This window comes from Sphingomonas anseongensis, from assembly GCF_023516495.1.
In the GTDB taxonomy this organism is placed as follows: Bacteria; Pseudomonadota; Alphaproteobacteria; order Sphingomonadales; family Sphingomonadaceae; genus Sphingomicrobium; species Sphingomicrobium anseongensis.
The window spans coordinates 1,452,216-1,476,591 of the sequence record NZ_JAMGBC010000001.1; the positions used below are offsets into that span (position 1 = coordinate 1,452,216).

General features: G+C 63.3%; 23 protein-coding genes. 14 read left to right on the top strand and 9 right to left on the bottom strand.

The annotated features are described in order from the left end of the window. Positions 1-61 precede the first annotated feature (61 nt). On the top strand, positions 62-355 hold the full coding sequence (locus LZ519_RS07490) for a hypothetical protein (RefSeq protein ID WP_249868073.1): 294 nt from the start codon (positions 62-64) through the stop codon (positions 353-355). Positions 356-452: 97 nt separating this feature from the next. Here the strand turns inward: LZ519_RS07490 and LZ519_RS11585 are convergent, their stop codons facing one another. Beyond that, positions 453-1,343, bottom strand: a complete 891-nt coding sequence (locus tag LZ519_RS11585; protein WP_283937305.1) for an outer membrane protein — start codon at positions 1,341-1,343, stop codon at positions 453-455. A 240-nt stretch (positions 1,344-1,583) separates the two neighbouring features. Here LZ519_RS11585 and LZ519_RS07505 point away from each other — a divergent pair, with 240 nt between their 5' ends. From LZ519_RS07505 to LZ519_RS07520, 4 genes are all read left to right on the top strand, one after another. Further along, the gene (locus LZ519_RS07505; RefSeq protein WP_249868074.1) at positions 1,584-2,786 is read left to right on the top strand and encodes a patatin-like phospholipase family protein; all 1,203 of its coding nucleotides are present in this window, start codon (positions 1,584-1,586) and stop codon (positions 2,784-2,786) included. Positions 2,787-2,798: 12 nt separating this feature from the next. Further along, the gene (locus tag LZ519_RS07510) at positions 2,799-3,512 is read left to right on the top strand and encodes a DUF3047 domain-containing protein (RefSeq protein WP_249868075.1); all 714 of its coding nucleotides are present in this window, start codon (positions 2,799-2,801) and stop codon (positions 3,510-3,512) included. 95 nt (positions 3,513-3,607) lie between these two features. Next, positions 3,608-4,294, top strand: coding sequence for a DUF3313 domain-containing protein (locus tag LZ519_RS07515; RefSeq protein ID WP_249868076.1), 687 nt, complete (start codon positions 3,608-3,610; stop codon positions 4,292-4,294). A gap of 208 nt (positions 4,295-4,502) precedes the next feature. Further along, positions 4,503-5,279, top strand: a complete 777-nt coding sequence (locus LZ519_RS07520; protein WP_249868077.1) for a sensor histidine kinase — start codon at positions 4,503-4,505, stop codon at positions 5,277-5,279. Positions 5,280-5,298: 19 nt separating this feature from the next. Here the strand turns inward: LZ519_RS07520 and LZ519_RS07525 are convergent, their stop codons facing one another. After that, positions 5,299-5,946 carry a response regulator gene (locus LZ519_RS07525; RefSeq protein WP_249868078.1) on the bottom strand — a complete coding sequence of 216 codons (648 nt, stop codon included), beginning with the start codon at positions 5,944-5,946 and terminating at the stop codon, positions 5,299-5,301. 314 nt (positions 5,947-6,260) lie between these two features. Between LZ519_RS07525 and LZ519_RS07530 the strand changes: the two genes are divergently transcribed. From LZ519_RS07530 to LZ519_RS07545, 4 genes are all read left to right on the top strand, one after another. Next, the gene (locus LZ519_RS07530; protein ID WP_249868079.1) at positions 6,261-6,722 is read left to right on the top strand and encodes a hypothetical protein; all 462 of its coding nucleotides are present in this window, start codon (positions 6,261-6,263) and stop codon (positions 6,720-6,722) included. A gap of 67 nt (positions 6,723-6,789) precedes the next feature. Further along, a complete protein-coding gene (locus LZ519_RS07535) occupies positions 6,790-7,875 on the top strand; it encodes a sulfotransferase family protein (protein ID WP_249868080.1) in 1,086 nt (361 codons plus the stop codon). Between the two features lie 71 nt (positions 7,876-7,946). Next, positions 7,947-8,750 carry a DUF2092 domain-containing protein gene (locus tag LZ519_RS07540; protein WP_249868081.1) on the top strand — a complete coding sequence of 268 codons (804 nt, stop codon included), beginning with the start codon at positions 7,947-7,949 and terminating at the stop codon, positions 8,748-8,750. A gap of 1 nt (position 8,751) precedes the next feature. Beyond that, a complete protein-coding gene (locus LZ519_RS07545) occupies positions 8,752-9,648 on the top strand; it encodes a hypothetical protein (RefSeq protein ID WP_249868082.1) in 897 nt (298 codons plus the stop codon). Here the strand turns inward: LZ519_RS07545 and LZ519_RS07550 are convergent. The 5 genes from LZ519_RS07550 to LZ519_RS07570 all read right to left on the bottom strand — a co-directional run bounded on the left by LZ519_RS07550 (position 9,600) and on the right by LZ519_RS07570 (position 15,391). Further along, positions 9,600-9,857, bottom strand: a complete 258-nt coding sequence (locus LZ519_RS07550) for a hypothetical protein (protein WP_249868083.1) — start codon at positions 9,855-9,857, stop codon at positions 9,600-9,602. The two genes, LZ519_RS07545 and LZ519_RS07550, sit on opposite strands and share 49 nt — an antisense overlap. A 131-nt stretch (positions 9,858-9,988) precedes the next feature. Beyond that, on the bottom strand, positions 9,989-11,563 hold the full coding sequence (locus LZ519_RS07555) for an MASE4 domain-containing protein (RefSeq protein ID WP_249868084.1): 1,575 nt from the start codon (positions 11,561-11,563) through the stop codon (positions 9,989-9,991). A 119-nt stretch (positions 11,564-11,682) separates the two neighbouring features. Further along, positions 11,683-13,872 (bottom strand): TonB-dependent receptor, encoded by a 2,190-nt coding sequence (locus tag LZ519_RS07560; RefSeq protein WP_249868085.1) that lies wholly within the window; start codon positions 13,870-13,872, stop codon positions 11,683-11,685. 156 nt (positions 13,873-14,028) lie between these two features. Then, a complete protein-coding gene (locus LZ519_RS07565) occupies positions 14,029-14,304 on the bottom strand; it encodes a hypothetical protein (RefSeq protein WP_249868086.1) in 276 nt (91 codons plus the stop codon). 46 nt (positions 14,305-14,350) lie between these two features. Continuing rightward, complete coding sequence (locus tag LZ519_RS07570; RefSeq protein ID WP_249868087.1) at positions 14,351-15,391, bottom strand: AraC family transcriptional regulator; 1,041 nt, start codon at positions 15,389-15,391, stop codon at positions 14,351-14,353. 197 nt (positions 15,392-15,588) lie between these two features. Between LZ519_RS07570 and LZ519_RS07575 the strand changes: the two genes are divergently transcribed. Then, complete coding sequence (locus LZ519_RS07575) at positions 15,589-16,287, top strand: carbonic anhydrase (protein ID WP_249868088.1); 699 nt, start codon at positions 15,589-15,591, stop codon at positions 16,285-16,287. 21 nt (positions 16,288-16,308) lie between these two features. On the opposite strand, the gene LZ519_RS07580 is transcribed toward LZ519_RS07575, so the two are convergent. Further along, positions 16,309-17,739 carry a pyridoxal phosphate-dependent decarboxylase family protein gene (locus LZ519_RS07580; protein WP_249868089.1) on the bottom strand — a complete coding sequence of 477 codons (1,431 nt, stop codon included), beginning with the start codon at positions 17,737-17,739 and terminating at the stop codon, positions 16,309-16,311. A 99-nt stretch (positions 17,740-17,838) separates the two neighbouring features. Between LZ519_RS07580 and LZ519_RS07585 the strand changes: the two genes are divergently transcribed. The 4 genes from LZ519_RS07585 to LZ519_RS07600 are packed head-to-tail and all read left to right on the top strand — an operon-like array spanning position 17,839 to position 23,922. Further along, positions 17,839-21,345 carry a hydantoinase B/oxoprolinase family protein gene (locus tag LZ519_RS07585; protein WP_249868090.1) on the top strand — a complete coding sequence of 1,169 codons (3,507 nt, stop codon included), beginning with the start codon at positions 17,839-17,841 and terminating at the stop codon, positions 21,343-21,345. After that, on the top strand, positions 21,342-22,010 hold the full coding sequence (locus LZ519_RS07590) for a DUF969 domain-containing protein (protein WP_249868091.1): 669 nt from the start codon (positions 21,342-21,344) through the stop codon (positions 22,008-22,010). The genes LZ519_RS07585 and LZ519_RS07590 overlap by 4 nt, the downstream gene beginning before the upstream one ends. Next, entirely contained in the window at positions 22,007-22,969 is a 963-nt protein-coding gene (locus LZ519_RS07595; protein ID WP_249868092.1) for a DUF979 domain-containing protein, read from the top strand. The genes LZ519_RS07590 and LZ519_RS07595 overlap by 4 nt, the downstream gene beginning before the upstream one ends. Then, positions 22,957-23,922, top strand: coding sequence for a DUF2891 domain-containing protein (locus tag LZ519_RS07600; protein WP_249868093.1), 966 nt, complete (start codon positions 22,957-22,959; stop codon positions 23,920-23,922). Before LZ519_RS07595 ends, LZ519_RS07600 begins: the two co-directional genes overlap by 13 nt. Here the strand turns inward: LZ519_RS07600 and paaD are convergent. Then, positions 23,909-24,373 carry a 1,2-phenylacetyl-CoA epoxidase subunit PaaD gene (gene paaD / locus LZ519_RS07605; protein WP_249868094.1) on the bottom strand — a complete coding sequence of 155 codons (465 nt, stop codon included), beginning with the start codon at positions 24,371-24,373 and terminating at the stop codon, positions 23,909-23,911. The genes LZ519_RS07600 and paaD overlap by 14 nt on opposite strands. Between the last annotated feature and the right edge of the window lie 3 nt (positions 24,374-24,376).

Genomic DNA, 24,376 nt, shown 5'->3' on the forward strand with positions numbered 1-24,376 from the left:
GCAAGTCACAGCCCTGCGGCGACGGCGTAAGCTTCAAGGCGATGGCACCTGGAGATTTGCAATGAATATCAGGCGGCTTTGGACCGGGCTCATCGCTCTCTGCGCCTCGAGCGGAGCAATTGCCGGAACGTGCAACATCGAGAGCTCCGCTCCTCCCGGGCAGTGGAAGTTCGTCAAGGTCTATGATGTGCACAACGGCGAGATCGTGTTGCAGAGGGGCATCAGCGGCGGCCGCCGTTATGAAGTGACAGCCAAAGGCGATCGCATCCGGATCGATTGGAAGTTCGCAGGCGGAACGCACTACAATTCCGGGGCCGTCGTCACCTGCAAGGACGGACACATCGTCAAGTCCTAAAGGCGAAAGCGCGGCAGCGTTTCCACTGCCGCGCTCTCATCTCCACCGAGCAAGATGGGAGGCCGTCCAAGGGGGGAAGACGGCCTCCCGGGCAAGCTCAGCCTCGCTCAGGCGCTGGCGGCGGAGGAGGAGGCGGAGGAGGTGGCGCCGGACACACGTCGGTTGCCAGGACCACGGTTCCGTCGGGGCAGGTTTGAGTCTGCGGCGGCGGAGGCGGTGGCGGTGGCGGTGGCGGCGGTGGTGGCGGCGGAGGCGGAGGCGGCGCGAAGTTATATGTCAGGCTCAGCATCAGGCTGTGCGATACGAAGCGCGTGCGGTCCTCCAGGAAAAGCGCTCCACCCGTGCAAGGGGGCTCTTCCGGTAGCGCGTTGCAAACCGCCGGTCCGTTGAAAGCGAAGGACTCGACGTTGTCGCTCGATCCGGCGTGGAAGTAGCGATACTTCAGGCCGATATCGAAATTCTCGCTAATCGGATAATAGGCCTGGGCGAGCAGCTGCCAGGCGAACTTGCTGTTGCTGTCGCCGAACTGGTGGACGCCGGCATAGCCGACGCCGGCGCCGACGCCGCCCCCGAAGCCGCCGTTGCCGCCGAAATCGACCCAGCCATTCAGCATCGCCGACCAGACGTTCGTCTTCTCGTCTATGTCGACATTATCCAGGGTGAACACGGTACCCCCGGCACCGGCATTCAGATCGGTGAACACAATGGGGTCGATGGTGATTTTGCTAGCCTTGGCGTGCTTGTACCCAAGCTCAGCCTCGGCGCGGAACATGCCGAAATCGTAGCCGCCGACCAAGTCGACATCGAACCCCGTCTTGTACTTGATCCTGCCGACACGGCCGAAGTCGATGTCGGTGACTGCCGGATTGGTGAAATCGACCGCGCCCAGGATTTTCTGGCTGTTGGCCCAAAGTGCGCCAATGTCCGCGCCGACGTAAAATGAATTGTCCTTGGCAACTGCTGGTGAAGCAACAGCTATACTCGTCAATGCTACTGCTGAGAGTAAGAGCTTCCGCATGATTTTCTCCCTTTGACCTTCTTGCCCCGTGCCAACAGCGGCCGCGGATCCCGTTAGGGAGACAAGCATCAACGACGGGCAGTCGAAGAGAAATCGGGGTTTCTCCCGAGACATTTGGTCGATTCCACGCATGTGCCCGGGCGGCAACGCCTGCGACCAACGACGACATTGTCTTCTCTATTTTGGAAGGTGGGATCGATGCGTCGGCTCATGTTGCGCACTAGCCTCGTGGCGCTGCTTGCCACGCAGATCGGGTTGTCCGGATGCGCCACTCCGCAGCGCCTTCCGGCCGTCCCAGCGGCCGAGATGACCGACACCAGCAAAGTCTTCGGCGAGACGCGCTTCCTAGTCTCACGCGAATCCGGGACCTTTAGAGCGGAAGCATTGAGCTCTCTCGCAAAAGAGCGCAGCTGGCTCGCCTCTCAGGGAGCAAAAGCGGAACAAGGCCTGCCACCGGCTTCGCTGCTTGCCGTCTCCGGCGGCGGCGACAATGGCGCTTATGGCGCCGGCTTCCTCAAAGGATGGACCGCCACCGGCTCCCGCCCCGAATTCAAGGTCGTGACTGGAATCAGCACCGGAGCGCTGATCGCACCGTTCGCCTTCCTGGGCCCGAGATACGATTATGTTCTCGAGCGGGTCTATACGGGCACGGGTCCAAAGGACATTTTCAAGAAGCGCGGGCTTGGCGGTGCGATCTTCGGCGATGCAGTGGCGGACACTCGCCCGCTCGCGAGGGTGATCGACTCCTACGTCACTCCGGAGCTGCTTGAGGAGATTGCCGGCGAATATGCGAAGGGACGCCTGCTCCTCGTTGGGACCACCAATCTCGACTCGCTGGAGCCGGTGATCTGGAACATGACCGCAATCGCGGCCTGGAGGGACCCGTACGCAGTGGCACTTTTCCGGAAGGTCCTGCTCGCCTCCGCCTCGATCCCGGGCGCGTTTCCGCCGGTCATGATCGACGTGGACGTCGACGGGCACCGGTACCAGGAGATGCATGTTGACGGCGGGACGATCGCCCAGGTTTTCGCTTACCCGCCCTCGCTGTCCCTCACCAGCGCCCCCGATCGGAAGCGTTTTCTCTATATCATCCGGAACGCGCCGCTGGACGCCGACTGGGAGAGCGTCAACCGCCGCACGATCAGCATTGCCGCTCGTGCAATCGCATCGCTCACCCGGACCCAGGGTATCGGCGATCTCTACCGGATCTATTCAGCGGCAAGCCGCGACCATGTGGATTTCAATCTCACCTTCATTCCAGCGACGTTCGACGCTCCCCACCTCGAGCAATTCGACACCGCTTATATGCGTGCGCTGTTCCGGGCGGGGTTCACCGCTGCGCAGGCTCCGGCGCCCTGGCGCAAGCGACCGCCGGGATTTAGCGACTCCGGCGAAACCGGCGACGGGCATTAGGCCGTGCGAGCAATGGCCGCCTTTGCGCTTCTGCTGACTGCGTCGGCACCGGATTCCGGCCCCCTCTGGGTCGGCCAGTTCTCGACGCCAGGGGCTCCGCCCAAACCTTGGCGAATGGTCGCTCGAAGCGGGACTCCCGCAACGCATTATCGAGTGACGAGGGTCGCCGGCCGAATGGCGGTCGAGGCGACCGTCAACAAGAGCATGTCGATGCTCGCCAGGCACGTAACGGTCGACCTCAAGAAGACGCCGATTTTGTGCTGGCGCTGGAATGTGGACGGGCCGGTCGCCAAAGCCGACATGACGAAGAAGAGCGGCGATGATTATGCAGCCCGGATCTATGTCGGGTTCGACATGCCCGACTCGGCGCTTTCGGGCTCCACGAAGTTCAAGCTCGGGCTCGCTCGGGCGCTGCTGGGAAAGGACGTTCCGGACGCAGCGCTGATCTACGTCTGGGACAACGTCCATCCGGTCGGCACCGCCCGCAAGAGTGCCTATAACGATCGCACTCAGCTGATCGTCAGCGAAACCGGCGGCGGGCGGGCGAAATCCTGGGTATCGGAACGCGCCGACATAGCCTCGGACTTCGCAAAGGCCTTCACAAACCTGCCCGGCACGCCCGTTGGCATCGCCCTGGCTGCAGACGGTGACAACACGCACAGCATCGGCCGCGCCGCGTTCAGCGACATCCACTTCGTCGCTCGAAACCAGCCCTGCCGCGCCTAGGCCCCCATCCCCGGCAAGAGCGCGGGTTTCCACCGATGGAGCAACCCCTGAGCCGGTGCGATGCAATTCCCGAGTCAAACCTCGAGGAACCACCAATGCCCGCAGCTGCTCTTATGCTCCGACCGATCGCTCTTGCGGCGTGCGTGCTACTCACACCGGCGACCGCGCTTGCACAGACGCGCGATCACGCTCCCGTCAGCCTGCCGTCCGCGAACAAGATGAGCCAGGACAAGGCGAATTCGGAATCGTGGACCTATGTCCAGCCGGCGTCCAAATTTCAGAAATACCGGACCGTGATCGTCGACGAAACAACGGTCTACACCGGTCCCGATTCGCAGTTCGAAGGAATAGACCCGGCGGACCGGGCGAGATTCGCGAACATGATCACGCAGGAGCTTCGGCCTGAGATCGCCAAGTCGTTTCCTGCTCCGGCGCGAGCTCAGGCCGACACCCTTCGGCTGCACGTGACGATCCTGGGAGCGCAAAAGACCAAAGGCGGTATCGCAACCGCGACCCGGGTGACGATGTTCGGCTTTGCAACCAGCGCGCTCAAAAGCGCCCTGGGAAAGCAGGGATCCCTAACCGGCTCGATTCTTTACGCGGTTGAGCTTCGCGATGCCCGGACGAACGAGCTGCTCCTTGCCGCCGTGAGGCGCCGCACGCCCGACCCGCTCGACATTCCAGCGACGCTGTCCACGACCGACACCGTCAAAGCGGTTGCGCGAGAATTTGCGGACGGCGCCCGTAAACGTCTCGAAGAACTAACCGGATTACGTCGCTGACCCTCGTTTGCCTGGACAAGTAACATATACGACTAACAAAGGACCGGCGGTTTAAGATTAAATGAATCAGTTACGGTTCGATGGGGAAGCGTTCAATGATAAGTTAAATTCATCGACTCTGGCGGGAACTGCTGTATTTTAGCCTCGCCGAGTCTCTTCGCCACGGGGGTGCCAGTTCGTGGCGCTATTCAGGGGTAGGGGCGTCGCTATGGACTACGAAGCGCCAGCCAATTCTTTGGTCGCGCCATCGACTGCGCCGATCGCATTTTCATTTTGCGCCGAAGGCGCAGTTCCATCCAACAGCGGGTCGACGCCCGCGGCAGCCGATGAACTGCCGCGCAGCGCCGCATTCGAATTGATGGAAGAGCGGTTGAGAGCGCACGAATACGAACGGCTTCGCATGGGCCGCGACCTCCACGACAGCGCCGGCCAATTGGTCATTTCGCTTGAACTAAGCCTTGCCCGTCTGAGGGAGATTGAGGGGCGTTGCAGTCACGAGGCCCTGATCGAGGAAATCCAGGAAACCGTCAGGAAGATAGACAACGAAATTCGCACCTTGGCCTTTCTCGATTATCCGGCGCAATTGAGGGAGCGGGGCTTGTTCGACGCTGTTCGCACCCTTGCGCGCGGAATGGAAAGGCGTACCGGGATCCGAACAACCGTCGAAACGATCGGGAGCGTGGGCGATATGCCCGAGGATGTCGCGACCGCGCTTCTACGGGTTGCCCAGGAGGCGCTGGCGAACATCCATCGCCACGCCCATGCTTCGATCGCGCGGATCGTCCTCAGGCGATTTGCGGGTGCCATCCAGATCTCGGTTCGCGACAATGGCGTGGGGATGGCCTCCGCTCCCGACCAGACCGGCGTTCAAGGCATAGGAATGCAGGGCATGCGCCACCGCATCGAGGCGCTTCGGGGAGCGTTCAAGGTGACGAGGTTGAAGCACGGAACGCGGATTTCGGCCTTGGTTCCTCTGCCCGCTTGAAGCGAAGCCGCGCTCCGGGTCACGCCTGGATCAGCTGGTTCCTCACTGCGTAGCGCACCAGGTCGGCAGTGGTCTTGAGGTTCAGCTTTCGCATCGCGCTGGCCCGGTGTGTTTCCACCGTCTTGATGCTGATGTTCAGCCGCGCAGCGATCACCTTGTTGATGCGGCCCTCCGCCACCTGTTGGACGACTTCGCGCTCGCGGTGCGTAAGGCTGCTGGCGAGCGGGTGAGGCTTGCTGTCCAGGAATTGCTCGAGAAGCGCGTCCGAGATCGCGCCCGAGAAGTAAGAGCGCCGAATGGAAAGCGAATCGAGGGCAGCGAGCAGATGCTTTTCAGTGTCGGATTTGAGCACGAACCCGCGCACTCCGGCGCGAAGGATGTTCATGATGATCTCTTCGCGGTCATGCATCGTGTAGAGGAGGATCTCGATCCGTGGGAATTCGCGCTTGAGCGCGTGGGACAGGTCGAGGCCGTTCAATTCCGGGATCGAATAGTCGAGGATCGCGATGTCCGGTCGAGTCTCCTTGGCGACCTTTAGCCCGGTCCGGCCGTCGGCGGCCTCGCCAACGACCTGATAGTTCGGCTTCGTTTCCAACAATTGCCGAACGCCTCGCCGAATGGCGTCATGGTCGTCGATGATGATTACCCGGCGGATCGGACTGGTCATTGCACTTTGTCCGTGCCCTGTTCGCCCGGACAGACTCCGGACCTGCCCATCTTAACATAGGTGTGGCATTTAAGGGTAAACATACTCAGCTCGCCCCCTGGGATTACATTGCAGACTAAGCGCGCTCCGAAGGAAGCCAATCGGGGTAAACCCACATCGCGCATTATCATTGGAGTAAGCCTTCGGTGGGGATCGCAGAGGCTGAGGGGTCGCAATCCGCTTACTTCGGGGTTTGCCCGATGCCGCGCGCCTCGAAGCACCCTTATCCGTCTTCGAAGATCGGTCGCATCCTGCCCGAACGTGACGAGGTGACAATGTCCCAGCACGCGCACTCCGCCTCGCTGATGCCCGCCCTCGCCGAGCCGCCTTCGAACCGACAGCGCACGTTCCTTCGCTACTATACGGGGACGCTCATCGATCTGGTCGTCCTGGGCCTGTTCGACGAATTTTCGGACAATGTCTGGGTTCACTCCTTCTCGATCGCGCTGCTTGCCGCCATCGTGCTCCAGGCCCTGCTCAAGCTGACCATCGGCATCGAACATTGGGTGCTCGGTTTCATAAGCAGCGACGGCTGGATGAAGGTCGTGAAGCTTTTCGTGGCTTGGATCATCCTTTTCGGATCCAAGTTCGTCATCCTCGAGGCGCTGTCATTCGCATTCGGCGACAAGGTTCGCTTCGAGGGCATCTTCCACGGGATCGTGTGGCTCATCATCGTGGTTGTGGTGATGCTCGCAGCCGAAGAGATTGTGGTGCGTTTCTACAGACGGCTCGCCTAAAGGTTCGCTTCTGAAGTCAGGTGTTTACCTGATGGGTCGACTGGGAATCCCGTGAGACGAATTGGCCATGAAATGGTCACGCGTCCCTGACGATCGCCCGCCCGAGCGCACCGCCTGGTGTTCGATTGTCGGAGCTCCTCGCTGCGGAACGACGTCGCTGGCGCGATATCTAAGCGGCCACCCGGACATTTTGCTGTCTAGCGTCAAGGAGCCGCACTTCTTTTCGAGGCGCGATCTTCGCAGCTGGCCAACTGCCGATGTGACTCGCTTCGTTCGGAAGGACTACGTCGAGCACTTCTTTCCGGGGCAGACGGAGCGGGAGATGCTTCTCGACGGCTCCGTGTCGTACCTTTACGCGCCCGAACGGCTGGAGCCGGCACTGAGGCTTTGGCCATCGGCCAAATTCATCATCATGGTGCGAAATCCGCTGGAAATGCTTCCGTCGCTGCATCAGCGGCTGATCTGCACCGGCGACGAGGACGTGCAGGATTTCGAGCAGGCATGGTCGCTTGTCGCCGAGCGGCGAAGCGGCCGGCACATACCGCGCTGCTGCATTGACCCTCGGCTCCTCGACTATGAGGAGATCGGCCGATTGGGCAAACATCTGGCCAACTTCTTCGAAGTCGTGGGCCGAGAGCGCTGCTTTGTGTCGGTCTTCGATGATCTCGTCGAGGACCCAGCAAAGCAGTACGCCGAGATCGTCGACTTTCTTGGCCTCCCGCCCGACACTCGGGCAGAGTTTCCGGCCTTTCGTGCGAGGACCGGCGTTCGCAGCGCAGCTTTGCAGCGACTGTTGAAACGGCCTCCGAAGGCGGCCCGACCGCTGCTGGCCAGCGCGGCTGATCTCCACCGGGACGGGCGCAGCGCGGGCAAACATTCAAGCCTGGTCATGAAGGTGCGAAAGCGGCTTCTGAACTGGAACAAATCCGCCGCGCGGCCGGTCCAGCTCCCGGGCCGGCTTCGTGAAGAAATAAGGGCCGCGCTGGCGGATGACCTCGCCGTTCTTTCGGGCCTTCTGGGGCGTGATCTCACTCAGTGGATGGCGCGCGCAAATCGCCAGCTGGAAACCGAACGTCCTGTCAATTCCCCGATCCGCCGGGCTTGGCCGGCGCTCGGGTTGAATGCCGCCGCCAGTGCGGGATTCCCCCGATAAAAGCCCCTCAGTGCCGGTGTTACCGCCTGCTTCCATAGCAGTTTGACTGCGCGGGGCATGGAGACTGGCAGATGAAAAGCAGCCGCACTCGAATCGCCATACTTGGCGTGGCGACGATCGCCCTGGCCGCCTGCCAGAAGACCGACGACAAGACTGGGACGACCCTTCCGAAAACAGAAACCCAGGCGCCGAAGACGTCGGCGGTCGTCAATCCGGAAGCGGTCGCCGCGCTGCGGAACATGAGCCGCTATCTCACCTCGCTCACCACTGCCGAAATCACGTCGAACGGATCGATCGACGTGGTGACCGAGGATGGCCAGCGGATCCAGATGGACGGCGTTACAAACTACAAGCTGCGCAAGCCCGGCTTCGTCATCGACTTCAAGAGCGATCTGAAGAACCGGCGCTTCTATTACGACGGTAAGACCTTCACCGAATACACTCCGGGAACGGGGTTCTACGCGACGGTTCCAGCGCCGGGGACCAACCGCGAAGCGCTCGTGGCGATGTACAAGCAGTACGGCATATCGCTGCCGCTCGAGGACCTTTTCCGCTGGGGCGACCCTGCGGGCCGGCCGGACGACCAGCTCAAGTCCGCCTATCAGGTCGGCACCGCTACCATCGATGGCGTTGCGACTGACCATTACGCCTTCCGCGAGGGTGAGGCCGACTGGGAGCTTTGGATCCAGCAGGGAGACCAGCCGCTTCCGCGCAAGATGGTGATCGTCGACCGCACGGATGATGCTCGTCCGACATTCACTGCCAGGCTCGACTGGAAGATCAATCCGCCGCTTTCAAACAGCGATTTCACCTTCGTCCCGGCGGCAAGCGACAAGCGCATTGGCCTCGCCAAGTTCCAGGAAACAGGAGAGTAACATGAAGTCGGGATTCTCTCGCTTCGCGACGGCCGCGGCATTCGTCAGCCTGATCGCCTTCACCATCCAGGAAGCCGACGCGCGCGGCGGACGCGGCGGAGGCGGCGGTCGCGGGGGCGGCGGCTTCAGTCGCGGCGGCGGCGGCGGCGGAGGCTTCAGCCGAGGCGGCGGCGGCGGTGGCGCACGCGGCGGTGGGATGTCCAGTGTCAGCCGCGGCGGCGGATTTAGCGCCGGGGGTAATCGGGGGGGCAATTTCAGCCGCGGAGGCAGTTACAGCAGGCCCGGAGGAGGCAGATACAGCCCGCCCATTTCACGAGGCGGAGGCGGTCGCCAGGGAGTCGGCGGAGCCGGCCGGCCTGGCCAGCTTCCGGCAGGCGGTGCCGGTCGACCCGGCGGGGTCGGCGGAGTTGGCGGAGTTGGCGGAGCCGGTCGCCCCGGGGGAGTCGGCGGGGTCGGCAAGCCCGGCGGTGTCGGCGGCGTAGGTGGCGTCGGTGGCGCCGGCCGTCCAGGCGGTGTCGGTGGCGTGGGCGGAGCTGGACGCCCTGGCCAGGGTCAGCGGCCGGGCGGCGGAAACAACGTCGGCAGCGGCAACCGGGTCAATAACGGCAACATCAACACCGGCGACATCAATGTCGACAACGACTGGGGCAATGGCTGGGGCGGCTGGTACGATCATCCGATCGCGGCCGGCGTGGCGATCGGCGCGGTCGCGGGAGTGACCGCGGCCGCATTTGGCACGGCCTATTACTCCCTGCCCTATGGCTGCTCGCCGTATCCCTACGCCAGCTATACCTATTATTCGTGCGGCTCGGCCTATTACCAGCCGCAGTACGAAGGCGACACGGTGGTCTATGTGACGGTGCCGGACCCGAACTCGGGCGGCCCGCCGCCGCAGTGATAGCGGACGCTGCCGATGTCCTTCCGCTTGGAGATGGTCATCCTGGCGCTTTCGACGGCGTCCTCCTTGACGCCGCCCGCAGCGTCGGCGCGCGAGGAGAACGCAAGCTTCCAGACAAAGAAGCACATCCCCGAGCTTGAACGATGCTTGACGAAGAAGCTCTCGAGGCTTGGGGACGTTACAACCTTCAACGCTGACGGAATGGTCACCGTTATGGTTCGCACGGGCAGCGCGGAGCCGTTACTCCTCGACCTGCATCCTCCGACCGTCACGGCAACGACGAGACTTCAATACGGCACGCGAAGGCTGGTCGAAGCCTGCCTTTAAGTTCCCATTGCTCTCAGGCGGCGAGCTGTTCGCTGCGCGGCAGCTTCAGGAAGAATGTCATTCCGTGCTTGTCGCGGGCCGAGGCCCACAGGCGTCCACCGTGTTCCTCCACGATGGTCCGGCATAACGACAAGCCAAGACCGGTCCCTCTCGCTTTGGTCGAGAAAAAGGGTTCGAAGATCCGGTCCATATCGTCTGGTGCGACGCCGGTCCCGGTATCGCTGATTTCGAGTTGAACGGATTTCTCGTCGGGCGACGCCGAGCGGATCTGAATCCGGCGAGTCCGGCCACGTGTCGCGCCCAAGGATTCAATCGCGTTGATCATGATGTTGATGAGGACCCTCTGCATCTGGACGCGATTGGCCATGATCGGCGGGAGCTCGTCATCCAGTGCGAGCTCCAACGAGACCTTCCTCGCCGCAAGCTCCCTGTCGAGCAATTGCGCGGTCTCCCGCACAAGCTCGTCGAACCCGAACTCGCTGAGTGAGCCCGCGTCCTTGGTGAACATCGCCCGGATGCTCTTGATTACATCGAAGGTACGCTGCTCGTCCTCGATCGTGTGGCGCAGGGCCTTGATTGCCCGTTCAAGATTAGGCCGCGGGCGAGTGAGCCAGTCCAGGCCGGCCCTCGCATTCAACAGGGAGGCGCTGAGCGGCTGCCCAACCTCATGAGAAATCGCGGCTGCGACCGCATCCATGGTCATCAGGCGATCATCTCGATCGCGATTGCGCTCGGCCGTCGACAGCGCGAGTTGCGCATACATGCGGTTGGACTCCGCGATGAGTGCGACCAACACGATGAGGTTTGAAACCAGCATCAGCATGAACAGTCCGTACCATCCAACGGTGAACCGGGCGCTGAGCGGCAGGTTGAGCAAGGTCTGGGCGAGCCAGCCCGAAAGCGCCACCAGCAACCACACATCAAGCACCGATTTGCGCTGCGAGAAGAGCATGGCCATGGCGACAACCGTGAGCAGGATCGTCGCTCCATTGACCATGAGCAGGTTTGTATAGACGGCTTCACGACGGTCGAGGAAAAGCGACGGAAGCATGCCCTGCGCATCTGTCGCCATCAGGGTTACCCCTGCGGCCAGGACAGCGGCCAGACATACGCCCACACTGACGCTCGGCACCGGCCTTTCGGGTCCAGATCGCGCTGACGAATCCGCTCGCTTGAACTGGACATACAAAATGAAGGCGATGGGAAATGCGGTGCGCCTGAAAACCGCGATCCACGCGGTCGTGTCGACGCCCGAACCGAGCAGTCCGTTCGGCGCGAAGGCACCCGGAAATGTGAGCGCGTGCGATATGAGCAGCAGCGCGCTGAAAGCATATCCTGTAGCGAGGACCGCCAGCGCTCGCGACCGGAAAACGCTGGCTTGGGCGAAGAACAGCGTGGCGATGATGAGTTCGCCGACAAACATGACCGCGTCGATAACCGGAACGAACGCGCCTATTTCAGGCCAAGGAGTGTCGCGCACAGGCAGTATTATGAGCAAACTTGCAAAAAGGAGGCCTGCGAGCACGAGTGCGACTCGTGTTTCCTTCGGCCTCGGCGGTGTATCAAAAAGGCCCAGATACTCCTCCACCAACTACACTCCTCACGCCACGAACCCGGGGCAGATGCGTTGAATCCGAGCTCGGGCACCTTAGGAGTTCTCCCTCAAACTGGGCTCAGGATAACTACTGAGAAGGCAGAGCAGGTTTCTCAGAATGATTGAGCGATCGACGCGCCAAAGCGCCGCGGCGCAGCCGGACTCTGCAGCACACCCGCGGTCGGGAAGGTGACGAGGTTATTGTAGTAGCGGGCGTTGGTGAGATTGCGGACCCAGAGGCGGATGGTGGGGCCTTTCCGGGCCGGATGCCATTCCGCAAATATGTCAGCGGTCGCATAGGGCTTTTGCCGGACGACATTATCGGGCTCGGAGAAGTAGCCGGAGTTGTATGCGACGTTTCCGCTTAGCGACAAGGAACCGAATCTTCCCAACGTGAGGCGACGACTCGCTTCGGCGTTGAACTTGAAGTCCGGGGCGAATGGGAGATCGTTGCCGGTAACGTCGCAGGAGATCGGGGCATATGGGATCGGCGCCCCGGCAGTGAAATCGGTGCAAGTGGCGTTCGGAAATTCTCTGAACCGCGCTCTCAAAAGCTGTGCCCCAAAGCTCAGGTCGGTGGAGTCATCCGGCCGCGCTTCGAGCTGGATTTCGAAGCCGTACACTCCGGCCGAAGTTGCATTGCTAGTGGCGGACCCGAGAGGCGTTCCGATGGACACTTGGATGTCGGAATAATCATAATAAAAGACGTTCGCATCGGCGGTGAGCCGGCCCGAGCGATCCGCATATTTCAGTCCGGCTTCGAAATCGTCGAGCGTTTCCGGGTCAAATGCGGGATTCTGCGGAGTCTGAAGGTTCCAGCCGCCGCTCTGGAAACCGCGGCTCGCCGAAACATAGCCAATCACCTGGTCCGAAAGGTCGCGGTCCAGTGAAGCACGCCACATCGGCTCCCGAAAGGTCTCCACGTCACGAAACGGAGTTTCGCCCGGGAGCGGCAAGCCGGGGATATTGCGTACGAAGGGCGCAACGTTGAACCGCCGCTCGCCGTACGCCTCAATCGACCGGCGCTCGATCGTGTAACGCAGGCCGAGAGTCAGCCTGGTTTTCTCGGCGACCGGCAGCGTCGCCTGGCCGTAGGCGGCATAGGCCGACGCCGTTCCGCTGGAGAAGAGCGTCTGGCTCACGCGGCCGCCGAGCAAAGCCGAATATGAGCCGCCGTAGGCGAACGTCGTCGGATCATATTGCTCTTGGATGTGAAGGTAATAGATCCCTGCTAACCATTTGACGCGCGAGGATGCGTTTGACTGAAATTGCAGTTCCTGGCTGAACTGGTCCTGCTCTGCCTTGGGGACGCCTGACAGCAACGGCAGCGGGCCCAAGTCGAGGTCGAAGCTGTAACGTGCGTGGACTCTGCGAAGAGCGCTCAAGCTCATGAGTTCGAGGCCCGCAACCGAGGCTTCTGCCTTGATGGACGCGCCGCCATATCGGAAGCGGAAGCGGTTGGACGCGTCCTGGTCGCCATTCCAAAAGCCGTGCACCCGAGGATGGCCGATCGGCTCAAATTCAGCCACCGGCCTATTCGAGAAATCCTGGTCGACGTCCTGGTAATCGCCGGCGAGCGTGACCTTCAGCGTCGGTGCGAGCCGCCAGACCCACTTGCTCCGGCCAACCAGGCTGTGGTTGACCTCCCCCTGGTCTTTGCTGCCGCTGAACAGGTTGGTCCCGTAGCCGCCGTTATGCGACAGGCTCATCGCGAGGTTGCCCGCGAGCGCATCGGTTCCGCCCGTGAGATACAGGTCGCCTCGACCATATTCATAGGAACCCGCCTGAAGCTCGGCTTCACCCGACGCCTCGGGGCTTGGGTCGCGTGTGATGACCTGGATGACTCCGCCGGTGGAATTGCGTCCGAACAGCGTTCCCTGAGGTCCGTTGAGCACCTCCACCCGCTCGATTCCTCGTAGGTCCAGCAGGGCGCCGATCGACGAAGCCATGTAGACTCCGTCCACGTAGGTCGCGACGGCATTTTCGACGCCGAGGGTCGATCGCTTACCGACTCCGCGAAGATAGGGCTGCGTGAACGGGCCGGTGCGCGTCATGGTCAGGCTCGGCGCGATCTTGCCGAGCGCCGCGGTGTCGGTCGCCTGCATCCGCTCAAGGTCGTCACCTGACTTGGCCGTCAGGGAAATCGGCACGTTGTGCGACAACTCCGGCCGTCGCTGGGCCGTAACGATTATATCCTTGTGATCAGCGTCTCCGGCAATTTCCTGGCACTTGGCGGGTCGCTCACCGAGCGCGGCGAGGGACAGCGCGGCAGTCGCGCAAAGGCCAAGTCTGGTCGGTGCCACTCGAGTACGCCGGAGCCCCCGCTGTTCGAATGCTCAAACGGTAGTGCCCGAGACGTATAACATGGATTAGATTGCCGCACACTGGCTTTGGCCGCCACCCGCCAGGGGACACTGGGTGCGATAAGCTCCGCCGGCGACGAGCGCCGTCAAAGCTTGTCAGGTCGAGGCCGTGCTCCAGAAGCCGTCGCCGCTATCGAGCAATTTGTAGGCGGCCTCCGCGCGCTTGGTGAAATCGGGATAGCGCCAGGCAAAATCCTCGAACGCAACCGTTTCCCCGACCTTCACGATGAGATGTTCGTCGGGGTCGCGGCCGGCCAGCCGGGCCGCCATCTGCGCCAGCGTCTTCAGATCGGCGAACTTTTGTTGTTCATCCATTGTGGCGGCCGACATAGCCACCATCATCCGAGCGTGTTTGTCGCTTTGCGCCATCATTGTCGCAGTTTGCGCCAAATGGCACGAAAGGTTGCGATCCGCATGGTCACGCGTGGGCACGCAAGGTCTGCGCGGCAGGCTCGACACTCCGCGGCAGATTTGCCTTTCGCCATTTGCCGGGCGGCATCCGGAATTCGGAAACGAACCAGTGCGAAAAGGCGCTAAGGGTCGAATAGCCGGTCAGCTCGGCCACGGCCGTGACTGACTGGTCCGAGTGCGCGAGATAGCGAAGGCTGAGCTCACGCCGGCATTCGTTCAGCAAGCCGCTGAACGTTTGCCCTTCGTAGCTTAGCCGCCTCTGGAATGTCCGAACCGACATTCCCAGGCACCTCGCGACGTTCGCCGCGTCGGCCCGGCCGCTTTCGAGCAACAGGGAGATCGTACCTCTTGCACGTTCGATCGTCGTTTCTTCATGGCGCACCGCCGGAATGAGGCTCAACAGCCGACGCGCGTGGGCGGCGAGCTCCCGATCAGCGGATGCGTTTCTGAGTGCAAGCGAGCTGGAGCGAAATGACATTCCGTCGAAACTGCTGTCGAACTCGAGCCGACAGTCGAACAAGCGAGCGAATGTCGCCGATTGCCGGGGTGTCCTGTGGCGAAAGTGAATGCAATCCGGCCGCCAGGGGATAGCGGTGCCTTGCACGATAACCCGATAGGCCATCGTCGCCAGCAGGTTGACGCCCTGCGAGCTTCGAAGGCCGGGGATCAACCCCCATACCAGCCGCGACGCCCTGCCGTTTTCTTCCAGACGCAGGAGCAGGAGCTCATTGATCAGCCGGCGGTAGGCGATCATCGAGTTGATGATCGTACGCAGCGTGAGCTCATGCTTCAGGAGCAGGCTCACGGGGCCGAGACTTGCAAAGCTGCGATGTTCGCCGAGTAGCACGCCAAAGTCGTCGCGATCCGCCCGCAGCGCCGTTTCGTTGAGGACACGAAGAATCTGTTCGCCCGGAAGCCAGTTATCGGCGTCCTTGAGCTCGCCCGGCCGCAGGCCGGCATGAGCCAGAACGGCGTAGGGGTCGACCCCCACGCAGCGCGCAAGCTCCGGATAGTTCAGCAACGTGACGGCGCGGGCGCGTGCGTGCAAAGCCCTTCCTCCGAGTCTCTGGGGCCGGCTTTCGCTCAAAGAGATAGCGAGTCGCGCAAGCTTTGGCTGTGCGGACTAATCCCTATGGTTCCGCAGATACGCGACACCCGCCCGGCGCGCGTTCGGCGTGAAGGAGGATTAGCTGGGTAGAAGTCCCGATAGGCACGAGCGCCCGGGCGACCGAAGGTCGGCGAACAATGCCATCGCGCAAGTCGGAAGGGCCATCGAGCTGCTCACGGCGGCGGTTTCTCAGCGCCGCGGCCGCGACTGCAGTCGCCGGATATGCATTCAAGCTGCCTGGGGGAACGCCTGCCCGTGCTGAAGCGCCGCTGACGCCCGAATCCGCGCTCCGGCAGCTCCTCGACGGCAATGCCCGCTACGTATCCCAGCGGCCCAGATCGCAAAGCCCGGACTTTGCCGCCATGCGGGCGAAGACGGAAACGAAGCAGGAGCCATTCGCCTGCGTGCTCGCGTGCTCGGACTCCCGGGTGCCGGTGGAGATCATCTTCGACCAGGCTATCGGCCAGCTTTTCGTCGCCCGAGTGGCAGGCAATATCGCCGCGCCGGAGGTGATCGCGAGCCTCGAATATGGGGCCGCAGAGCTAGGAACGCCGCTGATCATGGTGCTCGGGCATAGCCATTGCGGGGCCGTCAAGGCGGCGGTCGCCGGTGAGCAGGTGCCGGGCCAAATCAGCGCGCTCTTCGCCCCCATCCAGCCGGCGGTCGACGAGGCAGGACACGATGTCGAAGCCGCGGTGAAGGCCAATGCGAGGATTCAGGCCGCCACGTTGCGCAAGTCGTCGCCGGTGCTGGCCGCGCTGACCCGCGAGGGCAAGCTGAAGGTGGTCGCTGCTACCTACCAGCTCGACAGCGGCAAGGTGGACATCCTGGCCTAGCAAGAAGACGCCTCGCCCCAGCTAGGACGTTGCCAGCCTGTTGCCGATCTCCGTCATCCATCGGACGGTCTCGACGATTTCCTCGTCCGTGGTTCGCGGATTGATCGTGCAGAGTCGAAGCGCCGGTCGCCCGGCGAGGACCGTCGAGGTCGCCAGCGCATAGCCGTCCTTGAGCATCGCCTCGACCATCCCGCCTTGAAGGAAATCGACCTCCGACTCGCTCAGGCTCGGCGGAGCGAAGCGGAAGGTGACGACCGCCAGTCGTGCCGGCGTGACGATCTCCCAGCCATCCGTCCGCTCGAGCTCGCGCTGCGCGACTTCCGCGATCTCGATCCCGCGAGCGATCGCATTGCGGAAGCTGGCCAGCCCGAACACGCGAAGCGAGAGCCACAGCTTCAGCGCGCGGAACGAACGCGTCAGCTGCACTCCGTAATTGCCGAAATTGATCTCGTCGGAGACCCCTTCGGTATCGCGAAGATATTCCGGCATCACCTGGAAAGTGCGCAGGAGCGCCGCCCGATCGCGGACCAGGACGCAGCCGGCCTCGAACGACTGGAACAGCCATTTGTGGGGATCCAGCGACAGGGAATCGGCAAGCTCCAGGCCGCCAAGCAACGCCTTGCCCTTTTCGGCAAGGATCGCCGGCGCGCCGTAGGCGCCGTCAATGTGGAACCACAGATTCTCGCTTCGGCAGAATTCAGCGATCTGCGGCAGCGGGTCGACCGCGCCGGTGTTCGTGGTGCCGGCATTGGCGACGACGCAGAATGGCCGCCGCCCGGCCGCGCGGTCCTCCGCCAGGGCCGACTTCAGCGAATCCATCGACAGCCGGAAATCCGCGTCCGACCCGACGGCCCGGATGTTCTCCGGCTTGATGCCGAGCACCCGAAGAGCTCGAGCGACGGACGAATGGCACTGGTCGCCGATGTATGCGACCGCGTCGGCGACATCGTCGCCCAGCTTCTCCTGACGCCCTACGGCAAGGCCGGTGAGATTGGCCATCGACCCGCCGCTCACGAACAGTCCGCCTGCGCCGTTCGGCAAGCCGCATATCTGCCGCAGCCAGTCGATCACGGTCAGCTCGATCTGGGCGGGGCCGGAACCCGCGAACCATGTGCCGGTGAACACGTTGAAGCCGGCTGCCAGCGCCTCGCCCATCACGCTGACGAAATTGTTCGGCCCAGGCACGAAGGCGAAGAAGCGCGGGTGATCGACGTGGAGCATGTTGGCGAACAGCTGCTCCTTGAGCGGCGCGATCACCGCACCAGGATCGGACGGATCTTCCGGCACGGGCCCGCCAAGCATCGGCTCCAGATCCGCGCGGGCGGCGCGACGCCCCACCGGCTGGCCCTGCAGCGAGGTGAAATGATCGACGAGCAAGTCGACGACCTGCCTGCCCAGTGCACGCATCTCATCGGCGCTCAGCTCGAGACGATCGTCGGAAGGATCAGTCAATCGGAACCCCATTCGCAACGGCGCGAACCTCTACGCGCGCCTTGGCGCAGGTAACGCACTGTCGCGGCCTCCGCCACTTCTTGAGCCGAGAGCCTCCAAGTGCTTGAAGGCCGCGTGGCGAGCGGCTGGACATTCGCGATCGATCGCGGCGGCACGTTCACCGACGTGATCGCCCGGTCGCCCGAAGGCGAAGTCACCGTCGCGAAGCTGCTATCGGAAAATCCCGGCCAATATGAAGACGCGGCGCTGGAGGCGATCCGCCGCCTGGTCGAGCGGGAAAGCAGTGATATCTCGTCAGTGCGGATGGGCACCACGGTCGCGACCAACGCGCTGCTTGAACGCAAGGGCGACCGGGTCGCACTGACGATCACCGGCGGCTTCGGCGATGCGCTCCGGATCGGCTACCAGGCGCGGCCGGAAATTTTCGCTCGTCATATCGTCCTCCCCGAGCAGCCCTACGAGCGCGTGGTCGAGATCGAGGAACGCATCGGCGCGAGCGGCGAAGTCGTCCAGCCGCTCGACGAACAGCAGGCTCGAGAAGCACTCAAATCGGTTCGCGACGATGGCATTGAGGCGCTCGCGATCGTGCTGATGCACGGCTGGCGCTACACCGAGCACGAACGGCGGCTCGCCGGGATCGCGCGCGAGCTCGGCTTCACGCAAATCTCCGTCAGCCACGAGGTCGCGCCGCTGATCAAACTTGTCGGGCGCGGCGACACGACCCTGGTCGACGCCTATCTGTCTCCAGTCCTTCGCCGCTACGTTGACAAAGTGGCGTCGGGTCTTCCTTCGGGCACGCGGCTGCAGTTCATGCAGTCGAACGGCGGGCTTGCCGACGCTTTGGCGTTTCGAGGCAAGGATGCGATCCTGTCCGGACCGGCTGGCGGGGTTGTCGGAATGGTCGCCGCAAGCGCTCCGCATTTCGCCCACGGCGAGCCCGTGCGACTGATCGGCTTCGACATGGGCGGGACCTCGACCGACGTGTCGCATTATGCAGGCCGGTTCGAGCTTGCCGATGAGAGCGTTGTCGCCGGCGTCAGGATCAGGGCGCCGATGATGGCGATCCACACGGTCGCTGCGGGCGGCGGCTCCATTTGCAGCTTTGACGGGATGCGATTCCGGGTCGGCCCGCAAAGCGCCGGAGCGAACCCCGGCCCCGCCTGCTATCGCAACGGCGGACCGCTGACGGTGACCGACTGCAACCTGTTCCTGGGCCGCATCGACGCAGCAAAATTTCCGTCGGTATTCGGCCCTTCGGGCGATCAGCCGCTCGATCCAGAAGCTGCCCGGCAGCGCCTTCAGGAAGTGGCGGACTCTCTCGGCGGCACCAAGTCGCTCACAGAAATCGCGGAAGGATTTCTTGCGATCGCGGTTGACAATATGGCCAAGGCGATTCGCAAGATTTCGATCGCTCGCGGCCATGATGTCACTCGCTACACACTCGCCTGTTTCGGCGGAGCCGGCGGGCAGCTCGCCTGCCGCGTTGCCGACGGTCTCGGCATGGAGCGGATCCTGATCCATCCGCTTGCCGGAGTGCTCTCCGCCTATGGGATCCGCCTTGCCCGGGTGAAAGTGATCCGCGAGGAGAGCGTGCTCAAGCCGCTCGGTGACGAGCTATCTCTCGACACGCTTGAGCGTGCGGTCACCAACTCGCTGGTGGACCAGGGCGTGCCCCAGGACTCGATCGAGCTGCACCGTCGCGCGCGGCTTCGTTACGCCGGCAGCGACACGACTCTCGAACTTCCGCTCGGCGAGCCGGGCCACATGCGCCGCGAGTTCGAGAAGCTTCATCGCGGGCGCTTCGGCTACGTCGACGAACAGGCACAACTGATCGTGGACGCGCTGGTCGTCGAGGGCGTCGGGAGGGCGCAATCCGAACCGCCGCAGGTTCTCGTTTCGGAAGATAGCGAGCGCTTCATCGGTCCGTGCATAATCTCCGAGGCTACCTCCACCACCGTGGTTGAGCCGGGCTGGACGGGTGAGCGCGCGAGCGACGGCACGCTGGTTCTCATGCGCACCGAATCCCTGAAGCGCGAGCACGCGATCGGCACCGATGCCGACCCGGTGATGCTGGAGATCTTCAACAACCTGTTCATGGCCATCGCCGAGGAGATGGGCGTGGCGCTGCAGTCGACTGCGACCAGCGTGAACATCAAGGAGCGCCTCGATTTCTCCTGCGCTTTGTTCGACCGCGAAGGTGCGCTGATCGCCAACGCGCCGCACATCCCGGTGCACCTCGGCTCGATGGGCGAGAGCATCCGGACGATCATCGATACTCGGGGCAGCGGTGCGGATGGACGCGGCATCCGGCGCGGCGATGCCTATGTGCTCAACGACCCCTATCGCGGCGGCACGCATTTGCCCGACATCACCGTCATCATGCCGGTCTTCTATGCCGACGAGGACAAAGAGCCATCGGCCTTCGTCGCGGCTCGCGGCCATCATGCGGACATCGGCGGGATTGCTCCCGGGTCTATGCCTCCAGACAGCCGCACGATCAACGACGAGGGAGTCCTCATCAACAATGTGCTGATGGTCGACGAGGGTCGTTTCCGCGAGGCGGACATGCGCGCGCTCCTCGCATCCGGGCCGCACCCGGCGCGCAACATCGACCGCAATATCTCCGACCTTCGCGCCCAGCTTGCCGCCTGCGTTCGCGGCGCCGAAGGGCTCGTTGATTCAGTGCGCGAATATGGCGCGCCGGTCGTCGACGCCTACATGCGCCACGTTCTCGCCAATGCCGAAGAGTCGGTCCGCCGACTGCTCGGACGCCTCGACGACGGCGAGTTCGATTATGAGATGGATAATGGCGCTCATGTCCGGGTCGCGATCAGAATCGACAAGCAAGCGCGCTCCGCGACGTTCGACTTCACCGGGACCAGCTCCCAGCTGTCCGACAATTTCAACGCGCCTTATTCGATCGTCCGCGCAGCTTCGCTCTACGTGCTCCGCACCTTGATCGACGACCCGATCCCGATGAACGACGGCTGCCTTCGCCCGGTCGAGCTGATCGTTCCCGAAGGCTCGATGCTCGCGCCACGCTATCCGGCCGCGGTCGTTGCCGGAAATGTCGAAACCAGCCAGGTGGTGACCGACGCACTGTTCGCCGCGACGGGCAGGCTTGCTCCCAGTCAGGGAACGATGAACAACTTCACCTTCGGAAACGAGCGCCACCAATATTATGAGACGATCGCCGGGGGCTCCGGAGCCGGGCCAGATCACGATGGGACCAGCGCCGTTCAAACCCACATGACCAACAGCCGCCTTACCGATCCGGAAATCCTGGAGACCAGGCACCCGGTGAGGCTGGAGCGGTTCGCGATCCGCCGCGGCTCGGGTGGAGCGGGCGCGCACCATGGCGGCGACGGGGTGATCCGCGACGTGCGCTTCCTCGAGCCGATGCGCGCGAACATCCTTGCCAACCGCCGCCGAGTTCCGCCGCGCGGGATCATGGGCGGAGGCAACGCGCAACCTGGCCGCAACTGGGTCGAGCGGGCAGACGGCTCGATCGAAGAGATGAGCGCGACCCAGTCCGCTGAAATGGGGCCCGGCGACCGGTTCGTCATCGAAACTCCGGGCGGCGGCGGCTACGGACCGGCGGAATGACGTATTTGCCGCTGCTCGGAATTGCGCTGGTCGTCATCGGCTTCGCGCTGCGCTTCAACCCGCTGCTGGTCGTCGCAGTCGCCGCGGTCGTGACCGGCCTTCTTGCCGGACTGCCGTTCGTGAAGGTGCTCTCGACGCTGGGAAAGGCGTTCAACGACAATCGCTACGTTTCGATCATCTGGATCGTTCTTCCGGTGATCGGGGTGCTGGAACGTTTTGGGCTCCAGCAACAGGCTCGAACGCTGATCGGCCGGATGCGAGGTGCGACGACGGGGCGTATTCTTCTCGCCTATCTCGCTTTCCGCCAGATCTTCGCGGCGCTGGGCCTGACCTCGGTCGCGGGACATCCGCAAACGGTCCGCCCTCTCGTCGCACCGATGGCCGAAGCCGCGGCTGAAAAGGAGCATGGCGACCTCGACGAGGCGACGCGTGAGAAGGTGAAGGCGCTGTCCGCCGCGACCGACAATGTCGGGCTATTCTTCGGCGAGGATATCTTCATCGCGATCGGTTCGATCCTCCTGATCCAGGGCTCGATGGCAGGCTTCGGAATCGAGCTTACGCCGCTCCATCTGTCGCTGTGGGCGATCCCGACCGCCATCTGCGCTTTCCTGATCCACGGCACCCGGCTGCTCCTGTTCGACAAGAAACTGGGGCGCGGCCGATGATCACACTGCAGTGGCTCTACATTTTGACCGGCGCCATGTTCGCGGCCTTCGCGGTCCTGAGCGCCCGCGACAGGAGCAACCGCAAACGCTTCGGCAACGCCGCCTTCTGGGCTTTGGTTGCGACCAGCTTCTGGTTCGGCGATTATCTCGGCGATCTCGGCAACGGAATCCTGGTGCTTGCGATTGTCGCCGTCGCCGGCGTTCACCTAGTGGGCCGCGGAGAAACGCTCTCGACCAGCATCGAGCAGCGCGTCGAGATTGCAAAACGCCTGGGAAGCAAGCTCTTCCTTCCGGCGCTGATCATCCCGATCACCGCTTTCTTCGGCACCTTGCTGTTCAACTATACGCCGCTGCAACACACTGGCCTGATCGATCCTAAGGCGACGACGCTGGTGCTGCTCGGGATCGGCGTTCTGATCGCGCTCGGTGTCTGTTACGCTTGGCTTCGGCCCCCGGCTCTCGCGCCGGTCGACGAAGGCCGGCGCCTGATGGATTCGATCGGCTGGGCGGGAATTTTGCCGCAGATGCTGGCCGCGCTCGGAGCGGTGTTCGCCGCCGCGGGGGTTGGCGACATCATCGGCGGGATCGCCGGAGAAGTCATTCCAAGCGGAAGCGTATTCCTTGCGGTGGTGCTCTACGCGGTCGGAATGGCACTCTTCACCATCATCATGGGCAATGCCTTCGCCGCCTTCCCGGTGATGGTGGCGGCAATCGGGGTGCCGATCCTGGTCCAAGGTGCCGGAGCCGATCCCGCGGTGATCGGCGCGGTCGGAATGTTGAGCGGCTTCTGCGGAACCTTGCTCACGCCGATGGCCGCCAACTTCAACATCGTGCCTGCCGCGTTGCTGGAATTGAAGGATCAGTACGGCGTGATCCGGATGCAGGTCGCGACCGCCATTCCGCTGTTCATCTGCAACGTCCTCATCATCTATTTCGCGGGGTACGCATGGGCGCGCTGAACGCCGACACTGCATCCCAGATGGCGCGGATCGCGCTCGGCCATGTCGCCCGCGAATATCCGCACAAGCTCGACCATGTGCTGCTCCGCGACGAGGATGCGCGGACTCCGGGCGACCTTCACCCGGTCTTCTTCGGAAGCTTCGACTGGCACAGCTGCGTCCACGGCTGGTGGAGCCTGCTGACGCTCAGCAGGCTCTTCCCGAACATAGCTGAAGCGGCGGAGATCGAGCGGCTGGCGGATGCGACTTTCACTGCCGAGAAACTTGCCGCGGAGCGCGCCTATCTCGACCGGCCGCTATCGACAGGGTTCGAGCGGCCTTACGGCTGGGCATGGCTGCTGATGCTTCACCTCGAAGCGGAGCGGCATGGCGACAAGGGCTGGGGCAGCGGGATGGAGCCGCTAGCCCGGGCCTTCGCCGATCGTTTTCGGGCCTATCTGCCGATCCTGACCTATCCCATCCGCGCAGGCACCCATTTCAACACCGCCTTCGCGCTGTTCCTGGCGCTCCAATGGGGGGAGCGTTTCGACACGGCGCTCGCCGGGCTGATCCGTGAGCGGGCATCCGCCTGGTTCTGCGGCGACAGGGACGCGCAGGCGTGGGAGCCGAGCGGCGACGACTTCCTGTCGCCGACGCTGACCGAGGCCTTGCTGATGAGCAGCGTGCTTCCGCCCGGTGAATTCGCCAGCTGGTTCGCCGAATTCCTCCCCCGTCTCGACCAGAAAGAGCCCGCCACTTTGTTCGCCCCGGCCACGGTCAGCGACCGGAGCGACGGCAAGATCGCCCATCTCGACGGGCTCAACATCAGCCGGGCATGGTGCTGGCGGGAGCTAGGCCATCCGCAATTCGCCGAGAATCACCTGGAGGCTGCGCTGCCCCACCTCAGCGGCGACTATATGGGCGAGCACTGGCTTCAGAGCTTCGCGCTGCTGGCGCTGCTCAGTGGCACTTGAACCGGTCGAACGGCTCCTTGCACGCATTGCAGCGCCACTGGGCCTTGCACGGCGTAGAGCCGAAGCGGCTGACTTCCTGAGTATCCGCTGACCCGCACTGGGGGCACTCGGCCGTCGCCGAGGGGCTCGGCGGAGCAATGCCATAGGCCTTCAGCCGCTCATGGCCGCGCTCACTGATCCACTCAGTGGTCCACGGCGGGAACAGCCTGCGTTCGACGTAGACGTTGCGGAAGCCGTTGGCGTCGAGCGCCTGGCGGATGGCATCCTCGATCGCAACCGTGGCCGGGCAGCCCGTGTAGGTCGGGCTGATGAAGACGCGCGGCGGATCGATTGTCACGCCACGGACGATGCCAAGGTCGGTGATCGAGACGACCGGGATCTCCGGGTCCATCACCTGGTCGAGCACCGCCATGATGGCGTCTTCGCTGAGGTCTGCGACCGCCGTTGCCATGGC